The organism is Fibrella aestuarina BUZ 2, assembly GCF_000331105.1.
GTDB lineage: Bacteria > Bacteroidota > Bacteroidia > Cytophagales > Spirosomataceae > Fibrella > Fibrella aestuarina.
Genome location: NC_020054.1, coordinates 6,066,822 through 6,090,410, shown reverse-complemented (window position 1 = coordinate 6,090,410; position 23,589 = coordinate 6,066,822). Strand labels below are relative to the sequence as shown.

Annotated in this window: 20 protein-coding genes; 12 read left to right on the top strand and 8 right to left on the bottom strand. The window is 56.5% G+C overall.

Annotated elements, in window-relative coordinates; translation table 11 throughout:
- Positions 1-2: 2 nt before the first annotated feature.
- Complete coding sequence (murB, locus tag FAES_RS25230; protein WP_015334034.1) at positions 3-1,028, bottom strand: UDP-N-acetylmuramate dehydrogenase; 1,026 nt, start codon at positions 1,026-1,028, stop codon at positions 3-5.
- A gap of 197 nt (positions 1,029-1,225) precedes the next feature.
- Here murB and FAES_RS29785 point away from each other — a divergent pair, with 197 nt between their 5' ends.
- Together FAES_RS29785 and gmd are read left to right on the top strand one after the other, a co-directional pair.
- A complete protein-coding gene (locus tag FAES_RS29785) occupies positions 1,226-1,810 on the top strand; it encodes an SPOR domain-containing protein (protein ID WP_015334033.1) in 585 nt (194 codons plus the stop codon).
- A gap of 178 nt (positions 1,811-1,988) precedes the next feature.
- Positions 1,989-3,101 carry a GDP-mannose 4,6-dehydratase gene (gene gmd, locus FAES_RS25220; RefSeq protein WP_015334032.1) on the top strand — a complete coding sequence of 371 codons (1,113 nt, stop codon included), beginning with the start codon at positions 1,989-1,991 and terminating at the stop codon, positions 3,099-3,101.
- 146 nt (positions 3,102-3,247) lie between these two features.
- Here the strand turns inward: gmd and FAES_RS25215 are convergent, their stop codons facing one another.
- The 3 genes from FAES_RS25215 to fabF all read right to left on the bottom strand — a co-directional run bounded on the left by FAES_RS25215 (position 3,248) and on the right by fabF (position 7,465).
- The gene (locus FAES_RS25215) at positions 3,248-4,774 is read right to left on the bottom strand and encodes a Do family serine endopeptidase (protein ID WP_015334031.1); all 1,527 of its coding nucleotides are present in this window, start codon (positions 4,772-4,774) and stop codon (positions 3,248-3,250) included.
- A gap of 247 nt (positions 4,775-5,021) precedes the next feature.
- Complete coding sequence (locus tag FAES_RS25210) at positions 5,022-6,113, bottom strand: glycosyltransferase family 4 protein (protein ID WP_015334030.1); 1,092 nt, start codon at positions 6,111-6,113, stop codon at positions 5,022-5,024.
- 98 nt (positions 6,114-6,211) lie between these two features.
- Positions 6,212-7,465 (bottom strand): beta-ketoacyl-ACP synthase II, encoded by a 1,254-nt coding sequence (gene fabF, locus FAES_RS25205; RefSeq protein WP_015334029.1) that lies wholly within the window; start codon positions 7,463-7,465, stop codon positions 6,212-6,214.
- Between the two features lie 151 nt (positions 7,466-7,616).
- Between fabF and FAES_RS25200 the strand changes: the two genes are divergently transcribed.
- Positions 7,617-8,288, top strand: coding sequence for an NAD-dependent epimerase/dehydratase family protein (locus FAES_RS25200; RefSeq protein ID WP_041258387.1), 672 nt, complete (start codon positions 7,617-7,619; stop codon positions 8,286-8,288).
- 54 nt (positions 8,289-8,342) lie between these two features.
- On the opposite strand, the gene FAES_RS25195 is transcribed toward FAES_RS25200, so the two are convergent.
- Positions 8,343-9,158, bottom strand: a complete 816-nt coding sequence (locus FAES_RS25195; RefSeq protein ID WP_015334027.1) for a hypothetical protein — start codon at positions 9,156-9,158, stop codon at positions 8,343-8,345.
- A 185-nt stretch (positions 9,159-9,343) separates the two neighbouring features.
- On the opposite strand from FAES_RS25195, the gene ilvD reads away from it, so the two are divergent.
- The 8 genes from ilvD to FAES_RS25150 all read left to right on the top strand — a co-directional run bounded on the left by ilvD (position 9,344) and on the right by FAES_RS25150 (position 18,469).
- The gene (ilvD, locus tag FAES_RS25190) at positions 9,344-11,044 is read left to right on the top strand and encodes a dihydroxy-acid dehydratase (RefSeq protein WP_015334026.1); all 1,701 of its coding nucleotides are present in this window, start codon (positions 9,344-9,346) and stop codon (positions 11,042-11,044) included.
- Between the two features lie 7 nt (positions 11,045-11,051).
- Complete coding sequence (locus tag FAES_RS25185) at positions 11,052-11,642, top strand: O-methyltransferase (RefSeq protein WP_015334025.1); 591 nt, start codon at positions 11,052-11,054, stop codon at positions 11,640-11,642.
- 33 nt (positions 11,643-11,675) lie between these two features.
- A complete protein-coding gene (gene ilvB, locus FAES_RS25180) occupies positions 11,676-13,439 on the top strand; it encodes a biosynthetic-type acetolactate synthase large subunit (RefSeq protein ID WP_015334024.1) in 1,764 nt (587 codons plus the stop codon).
- Positions 13,436-13,969 (top strand): acetolactate synthase small subunit, encoded by a 534-nt coding sequence (gene ilvN, locus FAES_RS25175; protein WP_015334023.1) that lies wholly within the window; start codon positions 13,436-13,438, stop codon positions 13,967-13,969. The genes ilvB and ilvN overlap by 4 nt, the downstream gene beginning before the upstream one ends.
- A 67-nt stretch (positions 13,970-14,036) precedes the next feature.
- Positions 14,037-15,080 (top strand): ketol-acid reductoisomerase, encoded by a 1,044-nt coding sequence (gene ilvC, locus FAES_RS25170; RefSeq protein WP_015334022.1) that lies wholly within the window; start codon positions 14,037-14,039, stop codon positions 15,078-15,080.
- A 549-nt stretch (positions 15,081-15,629) separates the two neighbouring features.
- The gene (locus FAES_RS25165) at positions 15,630-15,959 is read left to right on the top strand and encodes a hypothetical protein (RefSeq protein ID WP_041258386.1); all 330 of its coding nucleotides are present in this window, start codon (positions 15,630-15,632) and stop codon (positions 15,957-15,959) included.
- Between the two features lie 915 nt (positions 15,960-16,874).
- Positions 16,875-18,140, top strand: coding sequence for a threonine ammonia-lyase (gene ilvA / locus FAES_RS25155; protein ID WP_015334020.1), 1,266 nt, complete (start codon positions 16,875-16,877; stop codon positions 18,138-18,140).
- Between the two features lie 2 nt (positions 18,141-18,142).
- Positions 18,143-18,469: a hypothetical protein gene (locus tag FAES_RS25150; RefSeq protein ID WP_041258385.1), complete on the top strand. Its 327-nt coding sequence runs from the start codon at positions 18,143-18,145 to the stop codon at positions 18,467-18,469.
- Between the two features lie 65 nt (positions 18,470-18,534).
- Here FAES_RS25150 and FAES_RS25145 read toward each other — a convergent pair whose 3' ends face one another.
- Positions 18,535-19,884: an alpha-L-fucosidase gene (locus tag FAES_RS25145; protein ID WP_041258384.1), complete on the bottom strand. Its 1,350-nt coding sequence runs from the start codon at positions 19,882-19,884 to the stop codon at positions 18,535-18,537.
- Positions 19,885-19,971: 87 nt separating this feature from the next.
- Between FAES_RS25145 and FAES_RS25140 the strand changes: the two genes are divergently transcribed.
- Entirely contained in the window at positions 19,972-20,889 is a 918-nt protein-coding gene (locus FAES_RS25140) for a helix-turn-helix transcriptional regulator (protein ID WP_015334018.1), read from the top strand.
- 15 nt (positions 20,890-20,904) lie between these two features.
- Here the strand turns inward: FAES_RS25140 and FAES_RS25135 are convergent, their stop codons facing one another.
- Positions 20,905-21,810, bottom strand: a complete 906-nt coding sequence (locus FAES_RS25135) for a sugar phosphate isomerase/epimerase family protein (protein WP_015334017.1) — start codon at positions 21,808-21,810, stop codon at positions 20,905-20,907.
- A gap of 2 nt (positions 21,811-21,812) precedes the next feature.
- On the bottom strand, positions 21,813-23,546 hold the full coding sequence (locus tag FAES_RS25130; RefSeq protein WP_015334016.1) for a GMC oxidoreductase: 1,734 nt from the start codon (positions 23,544-23,546) through the stop codon (positions 21,813-21,815).
- Positions 23,547-23,589 lie beyond the last annotated feature (43 nt).

Below are 23,589 nucleotides of genomic sequence, written 5' to 3'. Positions count from 1 at the left end.
ATTTAAATAACGTTGACTTCCGGGTTGATCTCGATCCCGAATTTTTCCAGCACCGACGCCCGGACGCGCTGCGCCAGATCAAGTATGTCCTGGCCCGTAGCGTTGCCATAATTGACCAACACCAGCGCCTGTTTGGCGTGAACGCCCGCGTCGCCGCTCCGGTAGCCCTTCCAGCCAGCCTGCTCGATGAGCCAACCCGCCGGTACTTTCACCCGGCCGGAGGTCAGCGGGTAACCGGGTAAGGCTGGGTACGTTGCCTTCAACTGATCGAACTGCGCCTGATCGATTTCGGGGTTTTTGAAGAAGCTACCCGCGTTGCCAATCTCGGCCGGGTCGGGGAGTTTGCTGCGCCGGATACGGATGACGGCCTCACTGATCGCCCGGATCGTCAACGTCTCGTCGGTGATGCCCATCTCGGCCAACGTCTCGCTGATGGCGCCGTATCCCGTATGAAACGTGGGCACCTTATCGAGCCGGAACGTGACCGAGGCGATGATGTACTGCCCTTTAAGGGCGTGTTTGAACACGCTCTCGCGGTAGCCAAACTGACAGTCGGCATGCTCGAAGCGGCGTTTTTCACCCGTCTCGATGTGCACAGCTTCGAGGTGATCAAACACCTGTTCAATCTCGACGCCATAGGCTCCGATGTTCTGCATAGGAGCCGCCCCCACAGTGCCGGGAATGAGCGACAGGTTCTCGAGCCCGGCGTAGTTGTTGGCCACGCAGTACATGACCAGATCATGCCAGACAACCCCACCGCCGGCCCGCACGTAGATGTGGCGTTCGTCGTCGCGAACAACCTCAATGCCGCCGAGCGATAGTTTTAGCACAAGGCCGCTGAAATTCTGGGTCAACAGAAGATTGCTGCCGCCACCCAGAATCAGCTTGGGCAGGTCAGTGAGTTCGTTGAGTTGGCGAAGGGTCTCAAGATCAGCTTCGGAGATAAGATCGGCGAAATAATTGGCCTGAGCTTCAATGCCAAAGGTGGTATAGGGCCGCAACGAAACGCCGCGTTGCACAGTCAGCATGTATAGATGTATGATTAACAGTCGGTCCGCCGCAGCGGTACGATTCGTGAATGACCCCCGCCGATACGATCAGCTGTACCGACTTGTCGATTGGGGTTGCGGCGGACCGCTCACAAATCGTAATTTATACTCGGTGGCAAAAGTAGTAAGTTTGTGGGCAGGCTGGCTCGTGTGAGTCAGCGAAATGCCAATTACGTATGAATGGTCTCAGGAAGTATGGGTTTGCGTTGAGCGGAATCTGGTTGTTTATCCAGGCTTGCGCGCCCAGCCCCGCCACCACCAGTAGCCGCACCACCACCAGCAACTACAACGAGTATTCGGAAGATCTTACGGCGGCTCGCCCCGTGTATACACCGCCCCGCAGGGAGGTGGTCGTAACGACATCGGCGCCTCCCGTTACGCGCTCCGCCGAAATCCCCAGGAAAGCCAGCGCACCGCCCGCTCCGGCTGAGGCTCTGCATATAAATAAGCGGCTCGACGCGCTGTTGGACACCATTGCTCAGCAGAACCGCCGGGTACGTTATGCACCGGGCTACCGGGTGCAGATTTATGTGGGCAATGAGCGTGCTGCTGCCGATGCGGCCAAATTGGAGGTCTACAAACAGTTCCCGGAATTGAGCGCCTACACCAGTTATCAACAGCCGACTTACCGGCTGAAAGTGGGCGATTTTATGCGAAAAATGGATGCTGAACGCTATTTCGCCCGGCTGAAAACCCTATTTGCCGGTGCGCAAATGCAACCCGATAAAGTGGATGTGCGTCGGAGCATTTTAATAAAATAATGCAATGATGTGGCTGTTATCGTGTAGTTTTACGGCTTGATACACAAAATCTTACAAATTCAATTTGTTCGGCGAATTATCTAATTGTTGTTGACAAATAACGTTACTCTTGTTGCGTTAGGCATCCTAACAATTAGAAAAGTACACCGAGTTAAATGCAAACTTTTCTGATACACTTATGAAAAAAGCGTTGATCACTGGCATCACCGGGCAGGATGGAGCTTACCTAGCTGAATTGCTGCTCGAAAAAGGGTATGAGGTACATGGTGTCAAGCGTCGGAGCTCGCTGTTCAATACGCAGCGGATCGACCACATGTACGAAGACCCGCATGAACAGCACGTTCGTTTCAAACTGCACTACGGCGATCTGTCGGATTCAACGAACATCATCCGGTTGATTCAGGAGGTGCAGCCCGACGAGATCTACAACCTCGGTGCCATGTCGCACGTACGGGTGAGCTTCGACGAGCCGGAATACACGGCGCAGGTGGATGGCATCGGTACACTTCGTATTCTGGAGGCGGTGCGGCTGCTGGGCCTGACTGAGAAGACACGCATTTACCAGGCATCGACCTCGGAACTGTATGGTGGGGTGCAAGGCCACGCTCAGTCGGAAACCACGCCGTTCTACCCGCGTTCGCCGTATGCCGTTGCTAAATTGTATGGCTACTGGATCACGGTCAATTACCGCGAAGCCTACAACATGTTTGCCTGTAACGGGATTCTGTTCAACCACGAATCACCCCTGCGCGGCGAGACCTTCGTTACGCGCAAGATCACCCGCGCCGTAGCCCGGATCGGTCTGGGCCTGCAGGATAAAGTGTTCATGGGCAACATCGACTCCCTGCGCGACTGGGGCCACGCCAAAGACTACGTTGAGGCGATGTACCTGATTCTGCAACAGGATACCCCCGAAGACTTCGTGATCGCTACAGGCGTAACCACGACGGTGCGTGACTTCATCAAAATGGCCTTCCAGGAAATCGGCGTCGAGCTAGAGTTCCGTGGTGAAGGGGTGGAAGAAAAAGCTTACGTTGTCAGCGCCAGCAACCCCGAGTTCCCGGTTGAGGTTGGCAAGGAAGTAATGGCGATCGACCCCCGCTATTTCCGCCCGACGGAAGTAGACCTGCTGCTGGGTGATCCCACCAAGGCAATGACCAAACTGAACTGGACGCCGAAGTACGATCTGCCCGCGCTGGTGAAAGACATGATGCAGGCCGATATCACCCTCTTCCAGCGCGACCAACTGCTGGCGAAGAGCGGCCATCAGGTGCTGAATTATTACGAATAGAATCCAGGTACGTTGCCTGTAGGGGCGGCCCATCGTGGCCGCCCTTTTCTTTTTATCAATTCTTTAGATCGAGTTGTCTCCGTAACAACGCAAAAAAGGCAGCTCATAAGAACTGCCTTTTTGTATGCGTACTTTTTGTTAAAGCCTTACATCGGCACGGCGTAGTAGATCATGCGTGAGCTGTTGGGGTACATCCCGATCAACAGCAAGCCTTCGCCCTCTTTCACCGTACCCACGATGGTTTCGAGGTCTTTCACGGTTTTCACGTTCTTGCCATTGGCCTTCACGATGATGAACCCTTCCTCTACGTCGGTTTCGGCCATTTTACCATCCAGAATTTTCGTGACCCGCACCCCGCCGTTGACGCCAAGTTGCTGACGTTCACGGTCGGTGAGGTTCGAGAATTCGGCGCCCAGCGATTTCATACCCGCCACGGCCATTTCTTCTTTCTTGATCACGTCACGACCGCCGTTGCGGTTGCGGAGTTCGAGCTTCAGCTCTTTCTCTGAGCCACCCCGGTTGATGGTTACGTTGACGACATCGCCCGGCCGACGACGACCCACGATTTCGCGCATCTGTGCGTCTGAATCGAGCGGTTGGCCTTCCATCTTCACGATCACGTCGCCTTTCTGGATACCGGCCGCTTTAGCCGCGCCGTTCTCGGTCACGCTTTCTACGTAGATACCACGGCCTACTTTCGTGCCCAGTTCGGTAGCCGTTTTGCTGTCCAGCTCGCGGGGCAGAATACCGATGTAGCCGCGTTGTACGTTGCCGTATTTCAGCAGGTCGGCCGTTACTTTTTTCACCAGTGACACCGGTACGGCAAACCCATAACCGCTGTAGTAACCTGTGGCTGAGGCGATAGCTGAGTTGATACCCACTAGTTCACCGCGCAGGTTGACCAGCGCACCACCCGAGTTACCAGGGTTGATGGCGGCATCCGTCTGGATAAACGACTCGATGGGCGTATCGACGGCCTTGCCACCCGGCTGCTGTTGCTGCTGATTGCGGCTCAGGATACCGATACCCCGGCCTTTAGCGCTTACGATACCGGCCGTAACCGTCGATTCAAGATCAAGCGGGTAACCAACGGCCAATACCCATTCGCCTAGTTTCAGACCATCAGAGTCGCCCAGCGTGATGGACGGCAGGTTGTTGGCCTCTACTTTCACAACGGCGAGGTCGGTGAGGGGGTCGGTGCCCACCACTTTGGCTTTGAAGCTGCGCTTGTCGGTCATCACTACCTCTACTTCGTCGGCGTCCTGTACCACGTGGTTGTTGGTTACGATGTAGCCATCTTTCGAGATGATCACCCCTGAACCAGATGCCTGACCTTGCTCACGGCGCGGACGACCCTGCCCCTGACCGGGGAAGCCCTCATCGCCAAAGAAATCGCGGAAGATATCGGGAACTTGTTGCTGACGTACAGTACGGGTAATGGTGGTGCGTATATGCACGACCGTCGGGGTGACGGCTTCAGCGGCGTATGAGAAGTCGCCAGGGGCACCCGAGGGCGCGTTGCCCGTCAGCGAAGCCAGCCGACTCATGGGCGAGCCAGCCGACTCGGTGAAGATTACATCCCGCTTGTTAAAACCCAGCAGGTTGTAAGCGGCCAGCGTAACGCCACTCGAAAGCAGCGCAATCAACACTAAAACTTTCCAGTTGCTTTTCATGATTAGTAGGTACTAAAAACTGTTTTGTGTAGAACTAAAATGGCGGCAAAAAGGTCTGAGTTTCGCGGAATAATTGAGTTGCCCAGGGTGCCGCTTCTGTCAACATAACGATGACCGAAGGCCCAAAAATTCGTTGTCTAACGGCCGCTTAACAACTTTTAACAGCCGTGAGCAGGGGGCTAGGAGCAGGGGGCCTAAGGACGATAAAAACGTTGTTAAACCAGCCCTGCGCCCCCCGCCCCGGGCCCTAAGCCTCAAGGTACAAAGCCCAGTAAGCCTTGCCGGTTTGCTGCCAGCTGAAGCGGTTGGCCTGCCAGGTAAGTCGCTGGGCTTTGAGCGGATCGTCGTAGTAGGCTTGCATACCCGCCCGGAACGTCTCGACAATGGCCTCGGGCCCGAAGGAATCGAAGTAAAACGCTTCCTTGCCGCCCACCTCGGGCAGGCTGGTGAGCCGAGACAGAAAAACCGGTTTGCCGTAGTGCATGGCCTCGACAACCGGCAGGCCGAAGCCCTCGCTCAACGACGGAAACAGAAAGGCCTCGCAATGCGCATAGAGCCACGCTTTGGCCGCTTCATCCACTGGCCCCGTAAACAACACGTTGTTGGCCACGCCTAACTGCTCGGCCTGTTGCCGTAGGTGCGCCGCGTAGGGGTGATTGTCGCGCCCGGCCAGGACCAGCGTGTAGTCGGGGAACGCCTGCGCGAGGGCCAGTAGCACGTGAATGTTCTTTTTGGGATGAATGACGCCCAGAAACAAAAAAAACGGCTTTGCCAACGTACCCAGCGCGGCGGGCATGTTGATCGGCACGGGTGGCAGCTCCGACACACCGATGTAAACCGTCTGCAGGGGCTTGCTGTCAGGTACGTTCAGGTGCTGCCGCACCACCCCCGCCGTATAGTTCGAGATGGTGGTGAGCACCTGCGCCCGGTCGATGCGGCGTTGAACGGCCGCCAGTTTGCGCTGCTTCTTCTCGTCGGAATAATCGGGGCGTTCCAGAAAGTTCAGGTCGTTGATGGTCAGAATCAGCCGGTCGGGCTGGTGCGAAGGCCAGTAGGCGGCGTCCTGATGCAGGTTGTGCCAGACATCGAACCGGTCGGTGCCCGCTGAGCCCGCCGCCGGACCGGGTCCGTAGAACCGCTGCCACCAGCTCGCTTCTCGATACTGCAACGTACCTGACGGCTCGCCAAAAACACCCGATTGTCCCGGCGGTACCAAAAAGGTCAGCGACGTACCTGACGGCTGTTGCCTGACCAACTCCTGACCCACGCGCAAACAGGTTTGGCCCAACCCGCTGTTCAGGTCGCGCATGCGCTCGGTATCGACGAAAATGTGCCTCATGGCGTGTTAATAAAGTGAAACGTCCAAAGCCCAATGACCTTGCTGGTGCGCAGATAGCCATTGGACTTTGGACGTTGACAGTGAGCCGTATGGCCAAATTACGCTTCCAGTCGTTTGAACAGTACGGTAGCGTTGTGGCCACCAAAGCCAAACGTGTTGCTCATTACCGTGTTGACCGGTTTGGCCTGCGCGACGTTGGGCGTCAGGTTCAGGCCGGCCGGTACGTTCTCGTCGCGGTTCTCGAGGTTGATCGTCGGCGGAATCAGGTTGTGCTGCATCGCCAGGATGCCCGCCACGCCTTCGATAGCCCCGGCGGCACCCAGCAGGTGACCCGTCATCGACTTGGTCGCGCTGATGTTCAGGTTCGTTGGGTTTTCGCCGAATACCTTCACGATGGCTTTGGCTTCCGACACGTCGCCGATGGGCGTCGAGGTCGCGTGCACGTTCAGGTAGTCGATTTGGTCGGGTTGCAGGCCGGCTTCGCGCAGGGCTTCACGCATGGCATTGGCCGCGCCGAGGCCCTCGGGGTGCGTGCCGGTCATGTGGTAGGCGTCGGCCGTAGCCCCGGTGCCTACTAGTTCGCAATAGATTTTCGCGCCGCGTGCTTTGGCGTGGTCGTAATCTTCCAGGATGATGCCGCCACCCCCTTCGCCCAATACAAAACCGTCGCGGTCGGCGTCGAAGGGGCGCGAGGCCCGCTGCGGTTCGTCGTTCCGCTCCGACAGGGCTTTCATGTTGCTAAAACCGCCCAGCGCCGAATCGGTGATGACATATTCGGAACCACCCGTCACGATGGCGTCGGCTTTACCCAGCCGGATGTAGTTGAAGGCGTCGATCAGGGCGTGGGTGCTCGATGCGCAGGCCGAAACCGGCGCAAAATTGACGCCCATGAACCCGTGCCGGATCGAGATCAGGCCGGCGCCCATGTCGGCGATCATCTTCGGGATAAAGAAGGGGCTGAAGCGGGGCACTTTGTTGCCAGCACCATAGGCGAGTACTTCTTCCTGAAAACTGTGAAGACCGCCGATCCCCGACGCCCAGATAACCCCGACCCGCTCTTTGTTGATGCCTTCGCTGAGCAGCCCGGCGTCTTCGATGGCCTGATCGGCCGTGACGATGGCGTAGTGAACGTAGCCGTCCATCTTGCGGGCCTCTTTCCGGTCGAAATAATTGAGCGGATCAAAGCCTTTGACTTCACAGGCGAACCGGGTTTTAAATAACGTCGCGTCGAATTTCGTGATGGGCGCGGCTCCGCTGGTGCCTGTGCTGAGACCCTGCCAGAAATCGGCAACGGTGTTTCCGATGGGGGTAAGGGCACCTAAGCCCGTCACAACGACTCGTTTTAACTCCATAATTGCGGGTATGCTTTCTATGCCCGCAAAGATGGTTGGATTCGGGGAATTAGAAAAATCATACGCTTTATCGGCGGCAGGAAAGGGCGTATATGGCCTGCCAGCTTGTGTAGGCTATTGCACCGAAGCAATTAATTGTATTTTTACCGGTATGGGAATTCGTACAATTATAACTGGTGCTACCGGCATGGTAGGGGAGGGCGTGCTTCACGAGTGTCTGCAACGGTCGTCGGTCGAGCGGGTGCTGGTGGTAGGGCGGCGTAGCTGCGGCCTGACGCACCCCAAGCTTGACGAATTGGTGGTGCCAGCCTTTGATCAACTCGATGCACATACCGAGACGCTGACCGGTTACAACGCCTGTTTCTTTTGCCTGGGCGTGTCGTCGGTAGGTATGAGCGAGGCTGATTATTACAAAGCGACCTATACGCTGACGCTCAACACGGCGACGCTGCTGAGTGGGCTGAACCCCGACATGACCTTCTGCTACGTGTCGGGCGCGGGTACCGACAGTTCCGAAAAAGGCCGAAGCATGTGGGCGCGGGTGAAAGGCAAGACAGAAAATGACCTGATGGCCCTGCCCTTCAAGCGGGTATTTAATTTCCGGCCGGGCTATATCCACCCGACGCCTGGCTTGAAGAATACGCTCGGGCCCTACAAATACATTAGCTGGCTGTATCCGTTCCTGCGCAAAGTAGCGGCCAATTACGTACTCACGTTGGCCGAACTGGGGCAGGCCATGATTAATGCTGTGGGCGACAGCACCCGACGGCAAGTGCTGGAGGTACGCGATATTCAGGCGCTGGCGGCCCAATCGGCCGAGTGAGTACCTACCTATAAAGGAGTCAGAAGCCGTCAAGCTGGCCAAGCCATTAGCGGCTCAGGGTCGGGTGTACAAGGTTTTCTTGCCGGTTTTGGGGTCGGTCAGGAGCATACGCCCCTTGTCAATATAATAGGTCGACGTAGGTACGTCCTGCTGCCCGTTGGCCCGTATCCGCACGTAGATGACATTGCCTTTGGTGTACCAACGTGCGCCCATTGCGTTGAGCCGGGCGATGGCGCTGTTGGGGTTGGTGCCGCCCGACGACTGCACCGACACTCCCGACCCGCTGGCGTAGCCCGCCGACCCGCCGTCGCCAAAGGAGCCGTCGGCGTTGAGTAGCATAATCGACGACGTGCTGCCGTAGAACCCACCGTCGGTGAGGCCGCCTCCGTAGTTGGCCGTCGTTTGCCAGGCGCCTACAAGGGCCGGGTCACGGTAGAGGCCGTCTGGTTTGGTAACGGCTGTGGGGCGCGCGGGTTGGGGCTGCCCCGATTTTAACGCGGTTCTGGCCAGTCGACCATTCATTAATGCCTTGCCGTTTTGGCCAATCGCCAGTAGTAACTCTCCGTTCTGGATAGCCGCCTCAAACTGAAACACACTGCCATCGGCTGGGTACGTTGCTGTGCCCGCCGTTTGCTCACCCTGCACCCGTCCCTGTAGCGTATAGCTATCGATGGTGCCATTTGCCTGCACGGTGAGGTTGCCTGTGAGGGTTTCACCTGTAACGCGCAGTGTAACCGTACCTTGAACGGTCTGCCCGGCGTTGCCAACGGGCGCCATTGCCCCTTGCCACGACCCGTTGAGCGACTGACCAAAGGCAGATCCGGTTAGCAGAAGACAGAGTAACGATAAGAGATAGGTATAGCAGCGCATGATGGTCTAGTGTGGCGGTAGTACATAATGGATTAGAAAGATCGGTAACGGGCGGGTGCTTCACCTGAAGCACTTGAGTAAAAGGTCTTTTTTTACAAAAAGTGATTTGAGTTTCTGAAAAACAAAATCTCTGCTTTTCTTTACAGCGCGATTACGCATTCAGCGAAATTTCGCTATCAGTAAAAATGACAACAGAGACGACGCCCACTTCACTGAACCGGTTTAGCCAGACGCTGACGCAAAAAATGGACAACCCCGCCGCCAAAGCCATGCTGTATGGCGTTGGGCTGACGGCCGACGATATGCAGAAACCGCAGATCGGCATCGCCAGCACGGGGTATGAAGGCAACACCTGCAACATGCACCTCAACGGGCTGTCGGTCTACGTGAAGCAAGGCATCCAGGCGAATGGGCTGGTCGGGCTCATTTTTAACACCATCGGCGTATCCGACGGCATGACCAACGGCAACGACGGGATGCGCTATTCGCTACCGAGCCGTGACCTGATCGCCGACAGCATTGAGTCGGTGGTGGTGGCGCAGTGGTACGACGGCGTCGTGACGGTCGTAGGCTGTGATAAAAACATGCCCGGCGCTATCATGGCGATGGCCCGCATCAACCGGCCCAGCATCATGGTATACGGCGGAACGATCCGGTCAGGGCATTACAAGGGACAGAAACTCGACATCGTGTCGGCGTTTGAGGCCCTTGGTAAGAAATACGCCGGCACCATCTCCGACGAGGATTACGAAGGCGTCATTCAGAACGCAATTCCCGGCGCCGGTGCCTGCGGGGGTATGTATACGGCCAACACCATGGCCAGTAGCATCGAGGCTATGGGCCTGAGCTTGCCCTTCAGCAGCAGCTACCCCGCCACCCACGAAGGCAAGCAGGAAGAGTGTAAAAAGATTGGTGCCGCCATGCGAGTGCTGCTCGAACGCAACATCACGCCCGCCGACATCATCAGCCGGAAATCGCTCGAAAACGCGCTGACGGTAACCGTGGCATTGGGTGGGTCAACCAACGCCGTGCTGCATTACCTCGCCATCGCTCGTGCGGCCGGCATCAACCTGACGCTCGACGAGATTCAGGCCATCAGTGACCGCACGCCCCTGCTCGCCGACCTGAAGCCCAGCGGCAAGTATTATATGGAAGATATGCTCGCCATCGGAGGCGTTCCGGCGGTGATGAAATACCTCTATCAGAACGGCTTGATTCACGGCGATTGCCTCACCGTAACGGGTAAGACCGTTGCCGAGAACCTCGCCGACGCGCCCGACCTCGACTTCGACGCCCAGAAAATCGTATTCCCGCTCTCTCAGCCGATCAAGAAAACCGGGCACTTGCAGGTACTCTACGGCAACCTGGCCCCCACGGGTTCGGTCGCCAAGATCACGGGCAAGGAAGGGGAACGCTTTGAAGGCACCGCCAAAGTGTGTGAGCACGAAAGTGAGGTGATCGATGCCCTCTCGAAAGGCGAAATTCTGCCGGGTCAGGTTATCGTGATCCGAAACAGCGGCCCCAAAGGCGGGCCGGGTATGAGCGAAATGCTCAAACCGACGTCGGCCATCATGGGCGCTGGGCTGGGCGACAAAGTGGCGCTCATCACCGACGGGCGTTTTTCGGGCGGCACCCACGGCTTCGTGGTCGGGCACGTGACGCCCGAGGCATTCGAGGGTGGCCCCATCGCGTTGGTAAAAGACGGTGACCTTATTACGCTCGACGCCGTTGGCCGCCAGCTAACCCTGCACGTGTCCGACGATGAACTGGCCCAGCGCCGCGCGCAGTGGGTACAGCCCGCCCCGCCGTTCACCAAAGGCGTGCTGGGCAAGTACATCCGCCATGTAAAAAGTGCCAGCGAAGGCTGCGTAACCGACGAAGTATAGCCCCGCCATGTTCAACGACAGCGTTCATAACGTACCCAGCGGCTTTGCCGAAATCCAGCAAGCCAGTGAGGCGATGGGCTTCTCGATGCCGTCTGATCTGCAAACCGGGGCGCTGTTGCAAACGCTTGTGGCAGCAAAACCGGAAGCCCGCGTACTGGAAATCGGCACGGGTACGGGGCTGGCAACGGCCTGGTTGCTGGCTGGTATGGACGCCGACTCGTCGTTGATCTCGATCGATACGGCAGCTTACTATCAGGCCGTGGCCAACCAGGTACTGGGCAGCGATGCCCGCCTGACGCTGGTTTGCGACGACGCGGGCACGTACCTGGAACGCTACGACGCGGCCCCCTTCGACCTGATTTTTGCGGATGCCTGGCCGGGCAAATACAGCCACCTCGACGCCGCACTGGGTACGTTGGCAACGGGCGGTCTGTATGTGATCGACGACATGCTCCCACAACCAAACTGGCCCGATGGACATGGCGACAACGTGGACCGGCTGGTAGCTGATCTGGAAAGTCGTTCTGACCTGAGCCTCGTCCGGCTGGCTTGGTCGACGGGTATTTTGATTGCCGTTAAGAAAGAACGGTCTGCGTAAACAACACGAACCAACTGTAAACGCCCCTACGCCATGCAAGCGATCAGCGTCTTACCCGAATTAGAACCATCACCTATGCCAACCGCTGAGGCACAACCCCTTGCGTCGTTACTGAACGGCTCACAGGCGCTGATGAATGCCCTGGTGGCCGAAGGGGTCGATACCATTTTTGGCTATCCCGGCGGCGCCATCATGCCTGTATACGATGCGCTCTACGATTTTCAGGACCGGATCAACCACATTCTGGTGCGGCACGAGCAGGGGGCGGGGCATGCCGCTCAGGGCTACGCCCGCATGCAGGGCCGGGCCGGGGTGTGCCTCGTTACGTCGGGGCCGGGCGCAACCAACCTCGTTACGGCCATTGCCGATGCCCTCATCGACTCGACGCCGCTGGTCTGCGTGGTGGGGCAGGTTGGCAAAAAACTGCTGGGCACCGACGCCTTTCAGGAAGCCGACGTGATGGGCGTAACCATGCCCATTACCAAATGGAATTACCAGATCACCAGCGCCGATGAGGTGCCGGAGGTCTTGGCCAAAGCCTTCTACATTGCGCAGTCGGGGCGGCCCGGTCCGGTGCTGATCGACATCACCAAATCGGCGCAACTGGAGTTGATGACCCGGCCGTTTGTCTATGAAAAGTGCCAGTCGATCATCAGCTATCGGCCACGGTTGGTGCCCAAGGCAGAGCAGATCGACGCTGCTGCCAAGCTTATTAATGCGGCGAAGCGGCCCTACATTCTGGCGGGGCATGGCGTGCAGATTGCCAAAGCGGAAGCCGAATTGCTGGCGTTTACCGAAAAAACGGGTATTCCTGTTGCCACGACGCTGCTTGGGCAATCGACCATCCCGACCGACCACCCCAACCATGTGGGCTGGCTGGGCATGCACGGCAACTACGGACCCAACGTGCTGACCGATGAGGCCGACGTGATCATCGCCATCGGAATGCGTTTCGACGACCGCGTTACGGGCGACGCCAGCAAATACATCAAGCAGGCGAAGGTGATCCACATCGAGATCGACCCCGCCGAGATTGACAAGATCGTGAAGGCGCATGCACCGGTGGTCGGTGATGCCAAAGAGGCCCTGACGGCCTTGTTGCCGCTGGTCAACGCCAACGACCACACTGTGTGGCGCAACGAGTTCAGGAAATACGCCGCCATCGAACACGAAAAGATTACGGCGCCGGAGCTGAACGGTGACAGCGAAAAGATCCGGATGGCCGAAGTGATCGATCTGCTCTCCCGCAAGACCAGCGGCGAGGCTGTGCTCGTGACCGACGTAGGGCAGCATCAGATGATGGCCTCGCGCTATTACCAGTTCCGGCGTAAAAACAGCCTCGTTACGTCGGGCGGCATGGGCACGATGGGGTTTGCTCTGCCCGCCGCGTTTGGTGCGGCTACCGGTGCCCCCGACCGGCAGGTGGTCGCTATCATCGGCGACGGCTGCTTCCAAATGACCTTGCAGGAACTGGGGACCATCGTGCAGAACAAAGTGCCCGTCAAGATCATCATCTTGAACAACAACTTTCTGGGGATGGTCCGGCAGTGGCAGCAACTCTTCCATGAGCGGCGCTACTCGTTCGTTGAGCTGCAGAATCCGGATTTCGTGACCATTGCCAAGGGCTTTGGTATGGCGGGCCACACCTGCGCCGCACGCGAAGCCCTGAACGAGTCGCTCGATACCCTGCTGAGCTACGAGGGCCCCTACCTGCTCGAAGTGATGGTCGAAAAAGAAGAGAACGTATTCCCGATGGTGCCTGCTGGTGCCGCCGTTGCCCAAATCCGACTGTCATGACCACTTACACCATTTGCGTATTCACGTCGAACACCATCGGGTTGCTCAACCGCATCACGATTATTTTCACGCGGCGACGCATCAACATCGAAAGCCTGACCGTGTCGGAAACCGAACGCACGGGCGTATCGCGCTTCACGATCGTCATCAAGCACGAATCGCGCGAGGAGGTCGAGAAACTGGTTCGGCAGATTCGGAAGATCGTGGAAGTGCTGGCCGTTTTTGGCTACCTGAACGACGAAATCGTATTCAACGAAATCGCCCTGTTCAAACTCTCAACGCCACTGGGCGGCCCGCCGCTCGACGTCGAGACGATCAACAAGCAGTTCAAGGCCTGGGTCGTGTACTGGGGACTCGACTACGTCGTGATCGAAAAAACGGGCAACGAGCAGGAGATTTTTGCCTTCTTCGAATACCTGCGGCAATACGAAATCCTTGAATTCGTACGGTCGGGGCGCGTGGCCGTCGGCAAAACCGAGAAAGGGCTGGTGGAGTACCTGCCTGAGGCCGAGTGGGCCTATTACCTCTAGGCGACACCGCCGCACCAATAAGCAAGACAATAACCACTAATTTTTTACACCTAAATACAGTACCCTAATGGCACAGATTAACTTCGGCGGCACCGTCGAGAACGTAGTAACCCGCGACGAGTTTCCGCTAGAGAAAGCTTTAGATACGCTCAAAAACGAAACCATCGCTGTCATCGGCTACGGTGTGCAAGGGCCCGGACAGTCGCTCAACATGCGCGACAACGGGTTCAACGTGATCGTGGGGCAGCGCCCCGGCAAAACCTACGATAAGGCCGTTGCCGACGGTTGGGTACCGGGCGAAACGCTGTTCGAGATTGAAGAAGCCCTAGAAAAAGGCACAATCATCTGCTTTCTGCTGTCGGATGCCGCCCAGATCGAACTGTGGCCAACGGTGAAGAAGTACCTCACAGCGGGTAAATCGCTGTATTTCTCGCACGGTTTCGGCGTAACGTATAAAGAAAAAACGGGCATCGTTCCGCCCGCCGAGGTAGACGTGTTCCTGGTGGCCCCGAAAGGATCAGGTACGTCGCTGCGGCGGTTGTTTGTGGAAGGCAAAGGGCTCAACTCGAGCTTCGCCATCTATCAGGACGCCAGCGGTAACGCCCGCACGAAAGCCATCGCTATGGGTATCGGCGTCGGTTCGGGTTACCTGTTCGAGACCGATTTCTACAAAGAAGTAACCTCCGATCTGACCGGCGAGCGGGGTACGTTGATGGGCGCTATCCAGGGCATTTTCGCGGCGCAATACGAAGTGCTGCGTGCCAATGGCCACAGCCCGTCGGAAGCGTTCAACGAAACGGTGGAAGAGCTGACGCAGTCGCTGATGCCGCTGGTAGCCGAAAACGGCATGGACTGGATGTACGCCAACTGCTCGACGACTGCCCAACGCGGTGCTCTCGACTGGTGGAAGCCGTTCCGCGATGCCACGAAACCCGTTTTCGAGCAACTCTACAACTCGGTGAAAACGCAAAACGAAGCGCAGATCAGCATCACCCGCAACTCGCAGCCCGACTACCGCGAGAAGCTGGAAGTTGAACTGGCCGAACTCCGCGACTCAGAAATGTGGCAGGCCGGTGCCGCCGTTCGTAGCCTGCGTCCAGAGCGCAACTAAAGACTTCTTATCTAGTTGTCTATCTCATATCGGGTAGGGCAGGCATTCGGGCCAGCTCTACCCGATACTTGTTTTTACCTCCCTGCAGAACAGTGTAAAGCGGGCGCAGCTAATGAGTAGGGATGCATTGAAAAGGGGTGTTAGTAGGAAAGTAGGTATTCACACTCTCTTCTACATCTACGCTACAGCATCGTTACCAAGTTGATTCAAGAGTACTAGGCCGCAGTTATATAAAGATTACACCACTCTATACGCATGTTAGCGAAAAAGTATAAAAATCGTTTCTATATGTTGTAAGGTTCAACTAGGTAAATGCAATTATCCAAAAACAACCATTACTATAAAGGCATGTGTAAACACACTATTTGTTTGCCGTTCACATAAAATAAAATTGTTTAATAGGCTGATTATGAAAGCTATATGTATTTGGTAATTGAGATGCTTTGTAGGCAATATATAACAAAGTACTTTTATGGAAGCGGCCCAAAAACACATCTATTTTTGAGTTGGCGTCAATTTTAAACGATATAAACTCTAACGACTGAATCAATGGAAATGGTTTACTATATCGCAATATTGGGAACACTCTTCTTAGGAATTATACATTCTGCATTGACATTTAAAACTTACAAAAAAGGTGACGAAAATGCTTATTGGTTTTTTTCTGCAGGCCTTGCCTTAGCCGTTACGGCAATAATGAACTATATTAACCTTAAATCACAAAATGTAACAAGTGTTCAGCTAACTTTTATTGCCAATTTATTTATCTTCTTATTCTCAATTGCCTTGTCTTTGAAATTTAAAAAAATGACTATGTACTCGGTGACACTATTCACGTTTCTTCTCGTTATTTCTTCTCTTTTACTTTTGATAAAATGAAAGAAGAAATTAATATTAAAATCAGAGCTACTTTCACTTCGACAATGGACAGTATATTTGAAACATACAGGTCCGACAACTTTTGTACGGTAATGCTATATTTATTCGTAATCCACAACTTTTAATTACTTTTTTTAAAGGGCGTCTTTCTTGTAAAATAAATCAACAGAGTGAAAAATAACGAACTGCTAACATCGGTTTGACAATGGCGGGCAGGCAGTTGTAAATTCATCATTAGTAATTCTATTAGGCTTTTGTCCAAAGGTTGGGCTGACCTTTTTCGAATGCCCTACCATCGCTAAGACGTAATCCGTTAGGTGCTATTACTTTTACAACGTGCTTGGTCTTGTACAACTTTGGGCTATAAAACCATCAATTGTACACACTATTTACAAGGTAATGCTGGGTGCATTCCTGGTGTTTGTCGGTATCGGTCACCTCTCAATGAAGCGAGTTTCAAGTGCAGGTGCCGAGGTGGCTCCCCAGTAGCCCCAGCTTTATGGATTCTGTTGTGCTGTCGTCGGGCATCATCGAGATTTCGCTGGGTCTCGCTATGCTCTTCCTCACGAAGCAGCGCATCAAGTTGTCTATCGCGCTGGCTATTGTCTAAGCCCTCATTTTCCCAGGTAACATCTCGCAGTACACCAACGGCATCAGCGTATTTGGCCTCGATACCGATCAAAAGCGGCGAATTTGGCTGTTTTTTCAACCCGTGCTCGCTCTGGTAGACAGGCGCGCTGGCGCATCTGCTCGGCAAGCACCAACGGGCGTAGCGGGCGGTGAGGATCAAAAAGCTATGTCACAGAGTTACACGGAGGAGCGTGGAGTTACGCGGAGAGGGCTTATTTTGTACTATCTCTGTGAATCTCTTCGCGTCCTCTCTGCGCATCTCTGCGTCATAGCCTTCTACAAACCGTGGTAGATACCGACACGCCTTTCGCTGCCCCCGATCTCGATAACATCTATCTGGCCGCCAACCGCCTGCGGGGTGTGGCGGCCCATACGCCCTTACAGGAAAATCTCAACCTGTCGGACCGCTACGGGGCCACCATTTTCCTGAAACGCGAAGATTTGCAGGTCGTGCGGTCGTATAAGATTCGCGGGGCTTATAACAAAATGGCGGCGCTGTCGCCCGAGTCGTTGGCCAAAGGCGTTGTGTGCGCCAGTGCGGGCAACCACGCGCAGGGTGTGGCCTATGCCTGCCGCAAAATGGGCGTGAAAGGCACCATTTTCATGCCCACCACCACGCCAAACCAGAAGGTGAAACAGGTGAAGCTGTTTGGCAAAGAGTATGTCGACGTTGTGCTGACGGGCGACACCTACGATGACGCTTATTTTGCCGCCGACCAGTACGTGCAAACACACGACAGCATCTTCGTGCATCCCTTCGACGACGTGTTGGTGATGGAGGGGCAGGGCACCGTCGGGCTGGAGATTTTTAAAGACGCCAACTTCAAAATCGATTACCTGCTGATGGCCATTGGGGGTGGTGGGCTGGCCTCCGGGGTGTCGACGGTGTTCAAGCAACTCAGCCCGAAAACAAAGCTGATCGGGGTGGAGCCGCTGGGTTCGCCGTCGATGAAGGTATCGATCGAAGCGGGGCATGTGGTGCCGCTCGACCATATCGATAAGTTCGTGGATGGGGCGGCCGTGAAGCGGGTGGGCGATACCACGTTTGAAATCTGTCGGCGCAACCTTGATCGGGTGCTGCTGGTGCCCGAAGGCAAGGTGTGCACGACGATCCTGCAACTCTACAACGAAGAGGCCATCGTGGCTGAACCCGCCGGGGCGCTGACCATCGCCGCACTTGATTTTCTGCAAGACGAAATCCGTGGTAAAAACGTGGTGTGCCTGGTGGGTGGCGGTAACAACGACATCACCCGCACGGAGGAGATCAAAGAGCGATCGTTGCTCTACGAAGGCCTCAAGCATTACTTCATCATCCGGTTTCCGCAGCGGTCGGGCGCTTTCCGCGATTTCCTGAACGTGCTCGGACCTAACGACGACATTACACGTTTCGAATACGTCAAGAAAACCAACCGCGAAACAGGACCGGCGCTGGTGGGGATTGAACTGAAACATCGCGACGATTTTGAACCCCTCATCGACCGGATGAAAGCGCAGGGCATTGTCTTCGAACTCGTCAACGACAAACCGGACCTCTTCCAGTTTCTGATCTGACCATGCGTAAGTATAGAATAGATACGCTAGCCTGGCTAGGGCTGGCTTTTGTGGCGGGGTCTTACCTGATCACGATACTACTGCAATGGATAGGCAATCGTAGCCTGTTACTTGGAGCTGGTCGCTTGCTTGGCGTATGTGCCTTGGCGGGGTTCGGGCTGTGTCTGGTTGCCGTTGTGATGGGTCTTTTTTCGTTAAGAACCGCAGATAAACAACAGAAACAGCGCGCCCTGATAGCTATCAGCGTTGGCATGGCTGTGCTGGTTGTCTGTATTTTTTACATGTATATAGCCTGGCAGCTAGGTGCATTGCAACACCCTGTTCGCTAAAGGTCAACTATACGAAAAAGGGGGTGGGTACGTACCCACCCCCTTTTTCATAAAGAAAATAACGCCTACTCTTCCTCGGCCGAGGCTTTGAACACCCCTACTTCGGCCAGTTCGACTGGGCCTTTGGCGTTGGTGATCGTGATACGTACCTGGCTTGCCTTAACGGCGGGGAAGCGCAGCAGGCGTTTGTACCCAACCGTCGTGAAAGCGCTAAGCGCCGTCCAGTCGGTGCCGTTCCAGTACTCCACCTTTCCGTCGATGACATGCTGCCCATTGGCAATGTTTTCTTGGATCGAAATTCGGTCAAACTCGGCCTCGCCGTTGAGCTTCACTACAAGCGGCTGATCGGGTTTGACCGACACGAACGTACCCAGCTTTTTATCGGTCAGCCGCGGGGCAGCCGCTACCAGATTGGTCTTGAAGGTTTCGTTCAGAATGCGGCGGAATGCCTTCAAGCTGGCCACGTCGGCATCCGAGAACAGACCATCCCGGTTAGGCGGCACGTTGAGCAGCAGCAGGCTGTTGCGCCCCACCGACTGGTAATAGAGGTTGACCAGATTTTTCGGGGTGCGCACCTTGCTGTCTTCGGCGGGGTGGTAAAACCAGCCCGGCCGGATGCTCACGTCGGTTTCGGCGGGTACCCAGCTTTTGCCATTGGCATCGCCCCGGTTCAGGTACGTGGCGTCGGCTTTGCCGGGGGCGAGGCCGTCGGTGTTGATCGTCGACCAGCAGGTTTCGCCCGCGTTGCCCGCTTCGTTACCCACCCAACGCACGTCGGGGCCAGCATCGGAAAACATGACGGCGTTGGGCTGCAACTGCCGCACCAGGGCCCAGTAACCGGCAAAGTCGTAGACCATGTCTTTGGCATTTTCGCCCTTGGCCCCGTCAAACCAGACCTCCGCCAGCGGGCCGTAGTTGGTGAGCAATTCGCGCAGCTGACTCTTGTAGAAATTGTTGTAAGCCGGGGTGCCGTAGAGCGATTCGTGCCGGTCCCAGGGCGAGAGATACACGCCGAATTTCAGGCCGTATTCGCGGCAGGCATCGGCTACGTCGCGCACCACGTCGCCCTTGCCGTTTTTCCAGGGACTGTTCTTGACCGAATGCTCCGTGGTGCGCGTCGGCCAGAGGCAAAAGCCGTCGTGGTGCTTGGCCGTCAGAATCGCCATCTTGAACCCGGCTTCTTTCAATGACCGGATCCACTGCCGGGCATCCAGTTTCGTTGGGTTAAACACTGCCGGGCTCTCGGTGCCGTCGCCCCACTCTTTGTCGGTAAATGTATTGACGGTGAAATGCAGGAAGGCCGTCGTTTCGAGCTGTTGCCAGTTGAGTTGTCGCGGTGTGGGGCGCGGCTGGGCCAACGTTGCGGTGGCCGTAGCCAGCAACGCCAGTAGGATGTTTTTAACGGAGATGCGCATGGGAGAAAAGGCTATCTGGGGCAAAGATGCGCCCTCAGCTGTGTTCGTGCAAAGGCTTATCTTTGAGGTGAGCCCTGTAAACACCCTATGCTGCGTATTCCATCCTCCATCCAGCCCGATCAGTTTGCCATGCTGCGTATCCGGCGGTCGTCGACAGGAGGACTGGCCGATCCGTCGCAATCCGATCCCGCGCGCCCCGACCCTTCGGAGATGACATTTGTGGCCTACCGGAGCGACGTATACCCCGAGCGGAACGAGGTGTTTTTTGAAGAACACGCGGTGGTGGTGGTGCTGGAAGGGGAGAAGAAGTTTACCTCGCCCACGCAGGACCTGCATGTGCACAAAGGCCAAATCCTGTTCTTTCAGCGGGGGTGCTACTCCATGAATGAGTCGATCGACGCCAACTACCGCAGCCTGGTGTTTTTCGTGAACGAGAAACTGCTGAAAGAATTCGTGGGGCAGCACCTCGACCTGTTTGCCGACACCCACGAGCCCGTTCCGGAGTCGCTCATTCTGTCGCTCGATTCGTCAGGTACGTTCCAGACGTTTATCCAATCACTGCTGCCGTACTTTGGCGAACGTACCCCGTTTCTGAACGAATTGCTGCGGCTGAAATACCAGGAACTGCTGTTGCACCTGCTCGAAATCGACAGCCGAAGCAGCACACCGGGGCAACTGCGCACTCTGCTCTGGTCGATCTATCAGGGCCAGAAAACCGACCTCGACTACCTGATGAGTACGTACCTGCTGAAGCCGCTATCGATGAACGAGTTAGCCCGGCTGTCGGGGCGAAGCCTGTCGGCGTTTAAGCGTGATTTTGAAAGTCATTTTCACACCTCACCCGGCCATTGGATTCGCCGGAAACGCCTCGAACACGCGCATTTCCTGCTCCGCAATACGGGTAAAAACGTATCGGAAGTAAGCATGGAGATCGGCTACGAGAGCGTATCGCACTTCATCAAAGCCTACAAACAGCAATACGGTGCCACGCCTAAGCGAGCGTAGGAGGCTGTGTCAGAATCAGAAGTACCGCTTGACGGCACCAGGATAATGCGGAATGGCCTGCTCGGGGTCGGCAATCTCGGGGTGCCAGAGTTTTTCCCACTCGAAGCTGTAATAGCCCTGATAGCCGCCTTTGATCAATGCGCCGATGGCTTCCCGTAAGGGCGCCTGCCCTTGTCCCAGCAATACGTAATCGTGTTTGTCGCCGGTAACGCGCGCATCTTTCACGTGCACATGCCGGATGTAGGGTTTCAGCGCCTGATACGCCGCCGTGGGTGACTCGTGCGCATCGACCCACATGTTAAAAATGTCCCAGATCAATCCGACGTTCGGGTGTTTGGCCGCCTGCATAATGGGCACCAGCAGATCGGTATGCGTGAGTTCGCCGTGCGATTCGAGCAGCACCGTTACCGACGCCGTTTTGGCATACGTACCCAGTTCGAGCAGGCCGTCGCTGATGAGCCGCAGCGTTTGGTCGCGGGGCTGATCGGGCGGAAGCTGATCGGGGAAGACCCGCACAAAGGGGCAACCGAGCTGCTGCGCCAGGTCGATGAACCGGCGGGCGTGGTCGAGTTGCTGGGTACGCTTGGCCGGATCGGCGTGGTGCAGTTGCGTCGAGGAGCCCAGGTTGCAGATGCGCACACCCTCACTGGCAAACCGGCGGCGCGTCTCGGCCAGTTGAGTACTGAATTCGGGCCGTTTCGGTAAATCCAGCTCCCCCAGCAGACCTCGGAATTCGACGCCCTGATACCCCGACGATACGGCCGTTTTCAGAATCGTGTTCAGGTCCCATTTGGGGCAACCGAGGGTCGAGAAGGCCAGCGTGGGCGTTGATTTGGCAAAGCCGGAAACGGGCAACAGCGTGGCGGCTGTAAGGCCAGAAAGGGCCGTTTTTAGAGCCGTGCGGCGAGTGACGAGGGTCATGGTTATAGGGTTTTGGCTTTCAGCTGCCGGGCGGCATAGTCGGCGGCGCGGGCCGTGAGGGCCATGTAGGTAAGCGAGGGATTTTGCGTACTGGTAGACGTCATGCAGGCGCCATCGGTGACGAAGACGTTTTTGCAGGCGTGCAACTGGTTCCACTTGTTAAGCAACGAGGTTTTAGGGTCGCGACCCATCCTGACGCCCCCCATCTCGTGGTTTTCGTTGCCGGGTATGCGGCCGTTGTCGAGCGTTTGAATGTTGGTGAACCCCGCCCGTTCATACATCTCGGTCAGTTGCTCATGAAAATCGCGGATCATCTTCGTGTCGTTGTCGTCGTAAGCGACTGAGATGCGCAGCTGCGGAATCCCCCAACGGTCTTTCAGGGTCGGGTCGAGCCTGACGGCGTTGCTTTCTTTCGGAATGGTCTCGCCCATCATGCCCGAATACACGCTCCAGGGGCCGGGGGTATAGTGGGTCAGGCGCTCTTTCAGATCGTCCCCAAAACCATCTTTGCTAACCTGCGAAGGGCGCGAGGCACCGAAGGTAGCCGCGTAGCCACGCAGAAACTGGGACGCCAGCCCGGTCGTTTCCTGCCGGTGCACATTACGGAAGCGGGGCAGGTAGCAGCTGTTGGGCCGTTTACCCCAGGTGGTTTTGTCGAGGAACCCCTCATACTGCGCCGTAATGCGGCCCCGGTAATTGTGAAAGGCTACGAATTTGCCCAGCAGGCCATTGTCGTTACCCAAGCCCTGCGGGAACCGATTCGACGTGGAGTTCAGCAGAATCTTTGTCGTGTTCAGGGCCGAGGCGTTCAGAAACAGCATGGGCGCGTAGTACTCCCTCAACGCGTTGGTATGGGCATCGACCACCCGAACGCCCGTGGCTTTCCCTTTGGCTTCATCGTAGATAATCGAGTGCACCACCGAGTCGGGGCGGAGCGTAAGTTTGCCCGTCTTCATCGCCCAGGGGATGGTCGACGAATTGCTGCTGAAATAGCCGCCGAAGGGGCAACCCCGCTCGCATAACGTGCGGTGCTGGCACTGCGCCCGCCCCTGCTGACGATGAATTGGCTGGGGTTGCGTCAGGTGCGCCGCCCGACCAATAACCACCGGTCGGGTTGGGTAATGACGAGCCATCTGCTGCGTGAAGTACTGCTCAACGCAACTCATCGGGTGCGGGGGCAGAAACTCGCCGTCGGGCAGGGTTGCCAACCCGTCGCGATTCCCCGAAATACCCACGAAGCGCTCCACATAGCTGTACCAGGGGGCCAGATCGGCGTAGCGAATGGGCCAGTCGACAGCAAACCCGTCGCGGGCCGGGCCAGTGAAGTCAAAATCGCTCCATCGCTGGGTTTGCCGTCCCCACAGCAACGACCGACCGCCCACCTGATAGCCCTGAATCCAGTCGAACGGTTTTTCGGCCACGTAAGGGTGATCGCTGTCTTTGGCGTAAAAGTGGGCGCTACCTTCGTAAAAAGCGTAGTTGCGGCTGGCAACGGAATAAGCCTGCCGCAGCTCATTGGTCACCTGCCCCCGGTGCGGAAACTCCCAGGGGTTGAGCATGGCCGTGGGGTAGTCGGTCACGTGCTCTACCTGACGGCCCCGGTCGAGTAACAGCGTACGCAGCCCATGGTTGGTCAGCTCTTTGGCCGCCCAACCACCGCTGATGCCCGAGCCGACCACAATGGCGTCGAAATGGGTAGCTGGTGGCGGCAGTTGGCAAGGGGTGATAGCGGTCATTGGTCGTAACGGCGGTTGCGTCTGGTTGGGTAAGTCAATTTGG